Source organism: Pseudoxanthomonas sp. F37, from assembly GCF_022965755.1.
GTDB lineage: Bacteria > Pseudomonadota > Gammaproteobacteria > Xanthomonadales > Xanthomonadaceae > Pseudoxanthomonas_A.
On sequence record NZ_CP095187.1, the window covers coordinates 616475 to 629043 of the forward strand.

Genomic DNA, 12569 nt, shown 5'->3' on the forward strand with positions numbered 1-12569 from the left:
AACGGAGTGGAATGCTGCTTTTGGTGCTGATGGCCGTGGCCGCAGGCGGCTGCACCACCCATGTCAGTCGCGACATCTCCGCCGATGGCGTGCCTGGCGAGGTAGTGTTTCCCGCGATGGAACAGGCGGTGCTGAAGGAGGGAACGTTCCCCAACCCGGACAGCCTGCGCCTGGTGGCTTCCGGCGTAACCAAGGACCAGCTGTACGATCTGCTGGGCCGCCCGCATTTCCGCGAAGGCTACGCCGGCGTGCGCGAGTGGGACTACATCTTCCATTTCCGCCGGGACGGCCAGGTGATCACCTGCCAGTACAAAGTCGTCTTCGACAATCAGTATTACGCACGAAGCTTCTACTGGATGCCCGCGTCCTGCGCCGGCCTGCTCAGCGAGCCTGCGCCTGCGCCGGCACCGGCGCCTGCGCCTGCGCCGGCCGTCACCACCCGCCGCTTCGCGTTGTCCGCCAATACCTTGTTCGCCTTCGGCCGTTCCGGCCCAGGCGACATCCAGGCCGGTGGCCGGGCGGAGGTTTCGCGCATCGTCAACGAACTGCGCAAAACCCGGGGCGTGCGCCACGTTCGCGTGGTGGGCCACACCGACCCGGTAGGCAGCGATCAGTCCAATCTGGCGCTGTCCCAGCGTCGCGCGGATACGGTCCGGCAGCTGCTGATAGCTGAAGGTGTCCCCTCAGCGCTGATTTCCGCAGAAGGGCGGGGTGAGACGGAGCAGATCAAGCAGTGCGACATGTCGCAGCCGCGCAGCGCGCTGGTTGCATGCCTGCTACCCAACCGCCGCGTCGAGATCGTGGCCGACGTGGAAGGGTGATGCCAGGCTTCGGCCTGCGTGCCGGAGAACGCATGGGGCAGGGACCCGCCGCCGTTGGGCGGTGCGTGGAAGCTGGAGGATCCAGCCAGGGAAGCGTTGCTGCCATGGATGACCAACCCGTCCGCGAGCGCCAGGAGGGCGCCACGGACGATCTTCCAGAGACCGCCGCTTGTCTCTGGAAGTCGGGCGATTGCGGTTGTTCGCGCAACGGCAGCCCATGCGGTATGCCGTCGCCTCAGCGGCATGCCACAGAACGCGTACCGGCGGCCATCGGGGGAGGGATTGGCCTCCCCCGATGTTTTGATCCTCAACCTGAAGGACTGAAATGATCCGGAAACTGGCGGCAGAACTGTTGGGAACATTCTGGCTGGTGCTGGGCGGCTGCGGCACCGCCGTGCTGACGGGGGGCTATGTGGGCGGATTGGGTATCGCGCTTGCGTTCGGGCTGAGCGTGCTTACCGGCGCGTACGCGCTGGGGCGCATATCCGGCGGGCACTTCAATCCCGCCGTCAGTCTGGGCCTGGCGCTGGGCGGGCGCTTCCCGGCCAAGGCCGTGCTTCCTTATGCATTGGCGCAGGTGGCCGGTGCGGCGGCGGCGGCCCAGCTGCTGTTCTCCATTGCCCAGGGCGCCCCCGACTTCGATATGAGTGCGGAGGTCGTCGGTGCCTTCGCGACCAATGGCTATGGGGATCTTTCGCCTGGCGGCTATGCGCTGGGTGCCGCGTTCCTGACCGAAACCGTACTGACGGCCGTGTTCCTGTTGGTCATCATGGGTGTCACCGGCAAGGGTGCGCCCGCGGCGTTTGCGCCTGTTGCCATCGGTCTTGCGCTGACCTTGATCCACCTCATCAGCATTCCGGTCACCAATACCTCCGTCAATCCGGCGCGCTCCACCGGCGTGGCCCTCATCGTCGGCACGCCGGCGATGGCGCAGCTGTGGCTGTTCTGGGCGGCGCCGTTGCTGGGGGCTGGTATCGGCGGACTTCTCCATCGCTGGTTGTACCCCTCTTCCCGAGGGGCAAGGCAGAGAAAGTTGTTTCCACAAGCAGGCCTGAAGCGGGCCGTTCCACTCCCATCGAGAAACTACCGGGGAATGCCATGAAGTACTTCGTGATGCGGTTGGCAGTGACACTCTGCGTGTTGTCCGGATCGGCAGACGCCATCGCCCAGGCGCAACGCGCCCCGGCTGCGCCTGCACAGGCGGCGGCGCAAGCGGACATCGATCCCAATACGCTGGCCGGTACGGCGCTGCGGATACTGCAGGCCGTCGACCGTGACCAGGTGAGTCTGTTGTGGGATGGTGCGTCGGCGGTGACCCGGCGTACGACCCGGCGCGAAGACTTTCTGGGCCAGGTAGCCAGGACGCGCAAGCCGCTGGGCACGGTCGCCGGACGCAACTGGATGGCGGTGCGACGCCAACAGGTGGCGGTCGGCGGTCAGCTGCCGCCAGGCACGTATACCAGCGTGGAATTCGCGACACGGTTCCAGAACAATCGCATCGCCAAGGAGTTGGTTTCCATGCGGCGCGACGAAGACGGTGTATGGCGGTTCACTGGGTACGTCATCGAATGAGTCAAGGGTACTGACCAGCACTCAATTGCCGCTCCTCGCCTAGCGCCCTTCAGCTCGGCCGGTGACTCGCCGCCAGCGGAACGATGCCGGCGGACTGGGTTGTATAACGTCTCGATCTAGTCGAACACGTCCGATGCTGGCGTGGCGTGTGCGGGGTAGATCCGTCGCTTGATCTGCTCCTTCTTCAGGACGGTCCGGTCTGGATGTACTCCGCAATGATCTTGCCGGCGCTCCCCGAGCTTCGTCGTGGGTCAGGTGCCCAGCAGACCCCAACGTCGCTTCCCGTGCTCCCAGGTGACGACCCAGGCTTTATGCCCACTGGGCTGCACCCGGAGCAGGAGGCCGCGCACCTGCGTGTCCCTGAGCTCGTACGCGCGATCCTTGGGCTTGGCAGTCGCGACGAGACGCTTGGTGAGGGTGGTGACTGACATCCGGGCTGCTTCCGTGGTTGGCGCAAGCCAAGGATAGGAAGGGTGGGAGGTTCATGATTGGATGCGGATCGTCCGCGTTGGGCCGCTACGTTGACCCATGCGTAGGGGTGCGCGCTCGTGAGATGGGTTGGAAGTCGCTCGACGGGTCTATGCGGCCAACATCTTGAGGGTGTCCCCGGCAAGGCGAAGTCTTCCGCTCCCGAGCGCGACATCAATCGACTTAACAACAGATGCACTGCCGACGGTAAGCCGGTCAGAAAAGAAGAATGCTTCTGTTCCGACGTAAGCCTTCTGTGGGGCCGACTGGCGACAACCTCGAAGGCCTGGTTTAAGCCACCCTGAAGCCGGCACGTATAGTCCACAACCCCAAATCGCACCCAACAAAAAACCCGCCTCTCGGCGGGTTTCTTCAACGCGTTGATTCCGCTCGGGAATCTGGTGGCTATGGGTGGACTCGAACCACCGACCCCAGCATTATGAGTGAAGGCTCGATGCGGCCAAGTGCCTGAAAATACTGAGGAATATCAGTGTTTTCCTAAGTCGGAGAGCCGACTTACGGGTAGGTAAGCCGGCCTGAAGCCGAAAACTTTCCTGGAGCGCCGACTTCCCTGCTACGTAGCGAGCTCCCTGAGCTGCACACCAAACGCGTTCTCCACAAACGAGATCGTTTGTGGCTGGCGTTCGAGTGAAGCCCGGACGAGGGGCGTCGTGTAAAGGCCGGAGTTTGGCTCCCACTTCGCCTCAGTCCTGGGAACGGAGACGATCCACTCCACCCGGAGGACGTACTCTGAGTCGGCGACACTATCCGAATTCTCAGCCATGTCCTTTGCGACCAGATCAAAATGTTCGAGCAGTCGACCTTCATGGCGGTAGTCAAGATAGGGAACTGCGCGGGCCAAGACCTTGCCGACCCCAACGTAGCCGCTGCCCTTGAGGTAAGCCACCACGACGTCGCCTTCGGCGAGGTCGAGGATCTGGTCGCGCCATTGAGGCCCTTGCCCCGCAGAGAGAAATCCAAGCCTCCGGCAGTCGTCCCAGTTGCGGTGAGATCCTTCTCCGACGTTGACGTAGTAGATGCCGTTCTGAAAGTCGAACGACGACAGTTCGCGATGCAGCGTATTCCTTGGGCGGAAGAGAGATACGAAGCGTCCGGCGGCCTTGTTCGTAAGTCCTTTTCCCAGCTTCCAGATCAGCGTCGTCTCTATGAGGTGAGCCTCCGCTTCAGAAAGCCCTGCGGCTACGGTTCGGATGATCGGCTGCAGTCCTTCTGCCTCAATGGCCCGGATACGTGCCACTTTTTCGGAGTCCGAATCGTCGAACAGGTGCGCAAACCTGCGCGATCCCTTCCCCTTTCCGTAGTAGAACTCCTCATAGTTCCTCGGATCGATATACACGTAAACGTAGTAGTTCCGGTCAGTCACGGCCGCTCCTATGCCATCAAATAGCGCAGCCCCCTGCTGCGCTCGCGACTGGAATTGTGAATCGACAGATCCGAAAATCAAGGGGCAGCCCCGGCGGCAGCGATTTCCCAGTCGCGGTGGTGTGGCAGTCGAAGATCGTGCCGAATAGTCAGTCGTCCGGGCCGAACTGGATCGCGAAGCGGTTCAGCGCTGCCTTCCAGTCGTGGACCGGGAGTGTCCATCGTCGGCTGATGTTTCTCAGCGCAAGATAGAGCAGCTTGAGCAGCGACTCGTCGTTCTGGAACGATCCCCTATAACGCATGACGCGCCGAAGACTCATGTTGACGGACTCGATGGTATTGGTCGTGTAGATGATCTTGCGGATCTCTTTCGGGAAGTCGAAGAAAGGGGTCAGTTGTTCCCAGTTTCGACGCCACGCTTGCCCGATCGTTGGGTAAGCTTCGCCCCATTTGGTGTCGAAATCAGCGAGCGCCTGCGCCGCGGCTTCAACCGTCGCGGCGGTGTATATCGGACGCAGATCGAGCGCCACATCCTTGCGAGATTTCCAGGATACGAAGTCGAGGCTGTTCCTGATCATGTGCACGACACACAACTGCACGATGGTCTTCGGGAAGACGGCAGCGATTGCTTCCGGGAAGCCCTTGAGTCCGTCCACACAGGCGATGTGGATGTCCTGGATGCCGCGGTTCTTGATCTCGGTGAGCACCTGCAGCCAGAACTTGGCGCCCTCATGCGGCGAAACCCAAAGGCCTATGGCCTCCTTCTGCCCGGTGACGGTTATTCCGATCACCACGTACACCGCTTTGGCTCTCGAGGCGCCGTCACGCACACGGACGTGGATACAATCCAGGTAAATCACAGGGTAAACGGCATCGAGCGGCCTGGACTGCCAGGCCTTGATCTCGTCCGCTGCTGTATCGGTGACTTTCGAGATTGCTGCTGGTGTCAACTCGATACCGTAGAAGTCCAGGACCTGCTCTTGAATTTCGCGAGGGGTCAGGCCCTTCGAGTACATGGCCATGACCTTGGTGTCGAGACCCTGGGGAATGGCGCGTCCCTTCGCCGCTTTGCCAGTCAAAGGGCTCTGCTCCGCAGCCGTGCTGAGTTCGCGTAGGTCAGACGCGACATCCTTTTGCTGCGGCATGCTGGCCGTCTGGCCGATGGGCAAGCTCAGGGAGCGCGCTATGAGCTGCTGGGCGAGCTGCTGAATCAGTCCATCGTTACCGAGTATTTCCTCTCGCGGCCGATCAGCGAGCAACGCGTCGAGGAGGTCGTTGGGTATGGGTTGCGCGCGCTTGGGCATGACGTCGTGGCCTCTTGATCGGAGGCGCAATTTCTACGGGTGACTTATTACTCGGACGTGTCACTTGGAATACGGGCGCGTTATTTAGTTGCGAGAAACCATATATGTGCGTGCCCTCGCGTTTCGAGGTAATCGATCTGTATAGGTGCTCTGCCGTTCTCACGGCTGTGATAGCCGCAGGGAGGACGAGGATCAACCGCATCTGAGCTGAATCGCCGACCCTTGCAGTTCTGATGCCAGGGTCGTAGTCGCTGGCCTTACTGGAACGCCTGACCGAACAAGGAGATCCGCGAGCGGCACCGATGCCGTGTCGTGCGGTAAGTGGCTCGTAAGTCGGACGGACATTGCATACCAGACCCGCTGGCACGCTGCCTTGGCGGATCCACACACAGGGCGCTACGGCCGTTACGGGGTCAGGCATCGCGCCCCAGGTGAGCACCTGAGCGCTGACACGTGTTACAAGTCGCACCCAGTCCTAGACGGTGCCAACGGTTGGGCGTACCACTGCGCCGAAATAATCCAGTGCCAAGGCCGCGATTTAAGTGTGTGTGCTGGTTAGATGTGTGGGCAGGTGACCGACAATCACCAGCTGCTGCTGGTCGTCCCAGCTGAAGTAGATTCTCAGGCCTTGGCGACGATCTCGGCTGTCTGACCCTGCGACGTGCATGTCCAGCTTATATGTCGTGCCCTCCCAAGACACCCGATACTCACCCGCATACTGTCGAGTATCGACGGCCTCACCGGTAGGCGAAATGCGCACCCCCAACTCGGCCTCTTTCGCGCGGCACTTTGCCAGATGATCAGCACCACCCATCACCTTCATTTCCCAATATTCCTGGGCGAGTAGAGCGCAGCAACGCAGGAGCAGCTCAGGGTCAGCGTAATCCGGCACGGAAGCCGCCGCGCGTGATGCCTTGGGGGTGATGATCATACGGCCCGTGAAGTTCTCTTCCGCCCATTCCTCTAGCTCATCAACTGGGCGAGTGAAGTCCAATGGAGGGGCAGCACGAAGCCGGTTGAGTTCCTCCTCCAGCCTGCGGATCTGGCCCGTGTAAGCGTAGAGCCTAGCCTGGGCCTGACGCTTGGCCTCCTCAGCCGCCTGCGCGCGTTGTTCTTCGTCCAGCGCCATCCTTTCCCAGCCTTGGGCAGCGTCCCGCAGCACCGCAATGTCCGCCGCGAAGTCTTGGGTGCTGGTCGCCGGGAGCGAAGGCCCAGTGATGGCCGACCGCAGTCGGCGATCCGCCGCGATGCCTCGAATGAGGGCGAAGCTGGGTAGATCTTTGTTGCCGTCACGACGATCCACCGTGTCGCTCATCGCAACAAACTTCATCTGCTTTTGGGCGGTCGGCAGTCGGTGTCGCCACGATTGGCCAACGTAGAGCGGATGCCTGAAGCGATCATCGGCATCAGGGTCAAAGCCAACCCGGTAGATGCGGATCGCGTCCCCGAATACCCCGTGACCGCGACCATATCGGAGCGTGAGATCTTGCGCCGCATCAGGCGATACCACTGCCACAATCGCCAATCCTGCGAACTGCCTCGCCAGACGCTGTGGTTCGATCAACGGTGTGCCGTTGCGAGGAGTGCTTGCGACAATGACCGACACCGACCTCATCTTGGACTCGATAATCTGGATCAGCGTGTCCAAGTCCCGGGGAGCGTCCACCTCCCACGGCTGACCGTCCAACGCCCGACCAGCGTCTTCCAGTCCAGCTCGTTGGGCAAGCATGCCGACAACGGCCGGCACCGCGGGACTACTGATCGTTGAATCCACTCCTGCAGGTACAAACGCGCAGAGAGTGCAGGCAACGGCCGGCTGTCTGTCGGGTCCCATGTCAGCCAACACCAGCTCAACTCGCCACTGGCGCCCGGCCACCTCCGTGCAGGGGTCGTCACACCGAATCGCCCACAGCCCGGGAGACGACTCGATCGCCAAAGCCCGAGTGCTGGCGTCATCTTCTATTTGGACCGGACGGTCACTGATCGCCTGCGAATCCGAGATCTTCCAGCGCTTCTTCGTGCGCAGCCAGTCGAGGGTGACGGCACGCGCTGTGCTTAGGGGATCATCCCCGTCTGCCCGGTTTACTCGACCCACAATCTGCGCGAGCCGCTTGTAGCGGCCAGGCTCAAGCTCGATAGCCCTGTCCCACGGCGCCTGCGGTTCGGCGCGACCAATGCCTGCTTCCATTCGATTCCTCCCCAGGATCGTTGATGCTACATGACGTAAGACTTGGCATCGCGCCACTTTTTTCTGTCTCGCTGTGCGGTGAGACTGGTCGCCTGGACTTCGTCAGGCGAGGTGCATCCGTAGGGAATTGCAGCTGCTCTGGGCGCCCGTTAAACCGGGAATGCTCGCCCGAAACCCACTCCGTGCGCCCGTGGCACGCCGACGATGAGGCGTCTCGCTGAGTGCGACGATGTTGGCTCAATCTTCGGTGACACCCATACTTGGACTTTGGGAAGAGGGAGCCACGATGGGCGTAAATCTCGATAAGCCGGACCGATGGAAGGCCGACGTGGCTAAGTCGGTGGACATGTACAACGATTGGTTCTTGAAATTCGCCCCCAAGGCTTTCCGGGAAACGCGCGTGGAGACCACCAAGGCGGTGGAACATAGCTTGGACATCACCCGGCACCTACGCGATATCGGCCCCGACACGTTCCGCGCCAATCCCACCATCTTGCCGACGCTACGGATGTCCACCTGCCCACCCTTGGCCGTAGACCGCTTGGTAGGCCTCGCGGGTGTGAGTGACAGCTTGGTGGACAACCTGGAGAAGAAACAGCGCCTACCGCCACGCATGCCTGCGGCCGACGTGGACGCCGATCTGACCAAGATCGGCGACATCATCGAGCGTATGGCTGACCCGGATATTTTCGTCTGGTTGGCGCGTGGCGACGAGCCCACGGAGGCCGAAACGCACCGGGCGGCCACCATCGTAGCGGATCGGCTCTGTGGCGCGGTGGCCAATCCCATCATCAGGAACGCGCAAGAAGAACGGCAGCTGGCCGCAATCAAGAAGTGGTTGGAGGCCAATGGGTATAAGGAAGTGCCGGCGGGTGCCCGCGTTGATTTCCGCAAGATGACGCCGGGCACCTTTAGTTTTCGCCTGAACGTCCAGGTGCTGGCTGGCACCACCAAGCCGGTGAACATCCCAGTGGACGCAGTCATCATGCCCAAGGCCGCCAAGGCCGGACAGTTGCCCATCTTGGTGGAGGCTAAATCGGCCGGAGACTTCACCAACACGAACAAGCGCCGCAAGGAAGAGGCGGTAAAGATGGCACAGCTGAAAGCCGCCTACGGGGACGACGTGCGGTTCGTGCTGTTCCTATGCGGTTACTTCGACAGCGGTTATTTGGGCTACGAGGCCGCCGAGGGCATTGATTGGATTTGGGAACACCGGATAGACGACTTGTCCGAACTGGGATTGTGATGATTGAGCAGTTGGAAGCCCGGCGCCTGGAACTGCAGGCGTCGCTGGACGCGGAAAAGACCGCCGAGGAACGGAACAAGATGGGGCAGTTCGCTACCCCGTCCGCGTTGGCGCGCGACGTGCTGACCCATGCAGAGGCGTTGCTGCCTGCGCGGGGCAAGGTGCGGTTCTTGGACCCAGCATTGGGCAGTGGGGCATTCTACGCTGCCCTGTTGCGTGTGTTCGGTTCGCGCAGGGTGGACGACGCCCAAGCGTTCGAGATCGATCCGCACTACGGGCAGACGGCGGAACAGTTGTGGACGCCCAACGGCCTGGCACTGACGCACGGCGACTTCACTCGGGCCGAGCCGCAGGCGCGCTTTAACCTCGTCATCTGCAACCCGCCTTACGTACGTCACCACCACTTGAGCGCGAGCGAAAAGCAGCACTTGGCCGAACGCACCCTGGCGGCTACTGGCCGGCAGTTGAGCGGGCTAGCCGGACTGTATTGCCACTTTTTGCTCCAGTCTCACGCATGGATGGCGCCCGAGGCCATCGCTGGCTGGCTCATCCCCAGCGAGTTCATGGACGTCAATTACGGCCAACAGGTCAAGGACTACTTGCTACAGCAGGTCACCTTGCTTCACATCCACCGGTTCGATCCGCGTGACATGCAGTTCTCCGACGCGCTGGTGTCCTCGGCCGTCGTCTGGTTCCGCAACGCCCCCCCGCCTGCTGGCCACGCAGCACGCTTCACGTTCGGCGGCAGCCTGGCCCAGCCGGGACACGCACTGGACGTGGCGGTCACCGACTTGGCCGCGGAACGCAAGTGGACTCGCTTCCCCTTGCTGGGAGTGAGGCAGCCCACTGGCGAGCGCCGAACCGTGGGCGACCTGTTTAAGATCAAAAGGGGCCTGGCAACCGGCGACAACGGGTTCTTTGTGCTCGATGAAGCCGCCGTGCGAGCGCGTGAGCTCCCCGCGCAGGCCCTGCGCCCCATCTTGCCCAGCGCCCGGTATGTGGAAGGCGACGCCATCGACGCCGACGCGCAAGGCCTGCCGACGAATACCCGCCGGCTGTTCCTGCTGGACCCGCGCATGGACCAAGCCGAAATCGAACGACGGTTCCCCACGCTGGCGGCTTACCTCGCCGAAGGTCGAGCCCAGGGGTTGCCAGAGCGTTACCTGTGCCGCAGCCGCAAGCGCTGGTATGACCAGGAGCAACGCGAGGCCGCCCCCATCGTGTGCACCTACATGGGACGCTCGGATAGGAAAGGCGGTCGGCCGTTTCGCTTCATCCGCAACCGAAGCCAGGCCACAGTGGCCAACTCCTACCTGGCCATGTATCCCACGCCACTGCTGCAAGAACGGTTGGCCAGTGATCCGACGTTGCTCGATCGGGTGTGGCAGCAGCTCAACGCTATCGCCCCAGACGACTTGCTGGGCGAGGGGCGGGTGTACGGGGGCGGGCTGCACAAGCTAGAACCGAAGGAGCTGGCAAAGGTTCCGTTGGCGTTGGATTAACTCCGGTCACAAACAGCCAGATCGAGTCGTGGCCCTTGGGCCGGAAGATCCCGTTGTTGATGCTGGCGTCCGCGATGTTGAACTGCGCCTTGAGTTCGGCGCGCGTGTACACCTGGCCGACGACTAGATCCCTGGATGACTTCATGGCGTCCCTTGTGTCTGCATGGATGTGCGTTGCATGCGGGAGGTCAGCCGTGGCTACCTCCTGGTGGCACGGCTGAAATCTTATACGCGCCAGAACGCACTGGAGTGCGTCTGGGGAATGATGGATTGCGCCAGGTAGGGTGGGGCGGATCAGGGTGCGCGCGGCGCGTACGCGCTGACTGACGCGCAATCGGCGCGAACGGAATGCCGGAATACAGGTCCCAGTTGGATCCGGCACCCAGTTGTCGTCAGCGGGATCCTCGTCCATTCCGGGCGCATCCTGACGTCCAGGTCTCTTTGAGACACATCCGTCTAGTCGCCCCCCACTCCGGGATGTCACGCTCGCCTAGGTATTTCTTAATTACTTCTAAGCTTTAAGGTATTAAGAGATATAGAGGAAAGCGTGACCGGAAAGCGTGACATCTCCGGTGGCCGAAGTCGCTGCGTGACGCTTGGGTGCGCTGGACCTTTCTGAGCTCACGGCGTGTCACTCACCAATGCCGCGGCGCGCTCCCTATCGCGCTGGCGACGTTTTCGCTCGGTGGCCAACTGGCGCTTCTTGTCTGCCTGCGGGTCGGCACTTCCGGTTGCATGCTTGAGCTCGGCAGTCGCCGCATCCCAAAGGCGAGCACACTGTGTAGCTAGCGTACAGTCGCTACAGGCAGGATCACGTGCATGCGCCTGAAGGCCGAGACATGCCGGAATATGCGTAGTGGGAGGATCGCGTTTTGGCGGCGGGAGAGGGTCTACCAGGCTGCGCAGGGCGTCTTCGACCAGGCCGGGCCGCCGATGGAACACTCGGCGGGCCAAGGCTTCATCGATGGCGCCGAGCCTGCCCATGTAGTTCGCGAGCGTGATCTCGGGGTTCTTCGCCATCATGACTCGGTGTTTCAGGAGGCGCAGCGCCTGAAGGCGCGGGCGGCTGCACTTCTCGTCGCCAACGAACAGACGTGCATCCCATTCATCAGCGAAGATGGCGAACGTGTCCCGGGAATCCGACCATCGCGCCTGGGCCGCCGCCAGCGCTTTCGCACTGTAGAGCTGATTTGGAGCAAGAAGCTGCTTGCGATTCTTCTGGCGTGCTGCCCAGGCCATTGTCGCATCCAGGAACACCTCATAGGGCATCCCAAGACGGTCGGCCTCTTGGCGTGCGCGCCAGAGGGAATTGATCTGGCGGGAGTCGTTCTGAAAAAGGTCGGGGCTTACAGGTATCTGGCGGGCCGCGGTTAGATAGTCCCGGACCTGACCGTAATGTGTGCGGTAGGCATCCAGGTAGAGCTCGCAGAACAGCTCGGTTCGGCGGATGGCGGTCATGTAGCCATAGGCAACCCAGGCGGATCGCGTGATCCGTGCCTCCTGTTGCAGCACGTCCGGGCGAACAATCTCACGAACGACCGCGATCTCGCCCGCTCGGGCTCGGGCGGCCGAGACGTGCTTTCGATAGCTGCGCAGTCGAGATGCCCTCGATTGGCGGTCACGGACACTGGTGCCGGACCATTTCTGCTTGCGTGAGACGGAGTTCGACAATGGTGTTCTCGTGGCTCGGGTTTAGATAGCTGGTGCGGATCGCTGCATCGGTATGACTTGTTATAGCCACTTGCTGCTAATTCGGCTGTTGGAAGTTCAGGCAGTTTTCAGATCTGCGTTAAGCGCCGCAAAAATGAAAGTCGCCTAAAAAAAGATCGTGAACGGGTGCGCTTCGTGTGCTATTTCGCGCGCACGCGCTCATCAGTTGAACACCGCCCAGGAGGGCTATCAGAAGGCGGGCACCATGCTTCCCCGTAGCGCCTAATCGGTGCACCGGGCGCGTGCACATCGGATCCTTAGGAGGGGCCATCAGGAGAGTGTGTCCACGCCAAATCGCTGCTTTGGGCGTCCTAAGGGGTACTACTGACTCTCGCCTTTCTCGGAGGTCAGGAGCCACCGTGAAGCAGATTGATG

The 12569-nt window shown here is 61.8% G+C and carries 10 protein-coding genes and 1 pseudogene; 5 read left to right on the forward strand and 6 right to left on the reverse strand.

Annotation, left to right across the window (positions count from 1 at the left end; translation table 11 throughout):
• The first annotated feature begins 11 nt into the window (after positions 1 to 11).
• The 3 genes from MUU77_RS02680 (at position 12) to MUU77_RS02690 (ending at position 2393) form a co-directional block, all read left to right on the forward strand.
• Complete coding sequence (locus tag MUU77_RS02680) at positions 12 to 821, forward strand: OmpA family protein (protein WP_245091293.1); 810 nt, start codon at positions 12 to 14, stop codon at positions 819 to 821.
• A 325-nt stretch (positions 822 to 1146) separates the two neighbouring features.
• Complete coding sequence (gene aqpZ, locus MUU77_RS02685) at positions 1147 to 1923, forward strand: aquaporin Z (RefSeq protein ID WP_245091295.1); 777 nt, start codon at positions 1147 to 1149, stop codon at positions 1921 to 1923.
• Positions 1920 to 2393 (forward strand): DUF4019 domain-containing protein, encoded by a 474-nt coding sequence (locus tag MUU77_RS02690; protein ID WP_245091297.1) that lies wholly within the window; start codon positions 1920 to 1922, stop codon positions 2391 to 2393. Before aqpZ ends, MUU77_RS02690 begins: the two co-directional genes overlap by 4 nt.
• A 53-nt stretch (positions 2394 to 2446) precedes the next feature.
• Here the strand turns inward: MUU77_RS02690 and MUU77_RS02695 are convergent.
• From MUU77_RS02695 to MUU77_RS02715, 5 genes and pseudogenes are all read right to left on the reverse strand, one after another.
• Positions 2447 to 2587: pseudogene (locus MUU77_RS02695) on the reverse strand (IS3 family transposase); the annotation flags it as partial.
• Positions 2588 to 2644: 57 nt separating this feature from the next.
• The gene (locus MUU77_RS02700) at positions 2645 to 2824 is read right to left on the reverse strand and encodes an Arm DNA-binding domain-containing protein (protein ID WP_245091299.1); all 180 of its coding nucleotides are present in this window, start codon (positions 2822 to 2824) and stop codon (positions 2645 to 2647) included.
• Between the two features lie 611 nt (positions 2825 to 3435).
• Complete coding sequence (locus tag MUU77_RS02705; protein WP_245091301.1) at positions 3436 to 4245, reverse strand: GIY-YIG nuclease family protein; 810 nt, start codon at positions 4243 to 4245, stop codon at positions 3436 to 3438.
• A 148-nt stretch (positions 4246 to 4393) separates the two neighbouring features.
• Positions 4394 to 5548, reverse strand: coding sequence for an IS256 family transposase (locus tag MUU77_RS02710; protein WP_245091303.1), 1155 nt, complete (start codon positions 5546 to 5548; stop codon positions 4394 to 4396).
• Positions 5549 to 6086: 538 nt separating this feature from the next.
• Positions 6087 to 7736 carry a hypothetical protein gene (locus tag MUU77_RS02715; RefSeq protein ID WP_245091305.1) on the reverse strand — a complete coding sequence of 550 codons (1650 nt, stop codon included), beginning with the start codon at positions 7734 to 7736 and terminating at the stop codon, positions 6087 to 6089.
• 286 nt (positions 7737 to 8022) lie between these two features.
• Between MUU77_RS02715 and MUU77_RS02720 the strand changes: the two genes are divergently transcribed.
• The gene (locus MUU77_RS02720; RefSeq protein WP_245091307.1) at positions 8023 to 8982 is read left to right on the forward strand and encodes a XamI family restriction endonuclease; all 960 of its coding nucleotides are present in this window, start codon (positions 8023 to 8025) and stop codon (positions 8980 to 8982) included.
• The gene (locus MUU77_RS02725) at positions 8982 to 10484 is read left to right on the forward strand and encodes an Eco57I restriction-modification methylase domain-containing protein (RefSeq protein WP_245091309.1); all 1503 of its coding nucleotides are present in this window, start codon (positions 8982 to 8984) and stop codon (positions 10482 to 10484) included. The genes MUU77_RS02720 and MUU77_RS02725 overlap by 1 nt, the downstream gene beginning before the upstream one ends.
• A 621-nt stretch (positions 10485 to 11105) precedes the next feature.
• Here MUU77_RS02725 and MUU77_RS02730 read toward each other — a convergent pair.
• Positions 11106 to 12155, reverse strand: a complete 1050-nt coding sequence (locus tag MUU77_RS02730) for a hypothetical protein (RefSeq protein ID WP_245091311.1) — start codon at positions 12153 to 12155, stop codon at positions 11106 to 11108.
• Positions 12156 to 12569 lie beyond the last annotated feature (414 nt).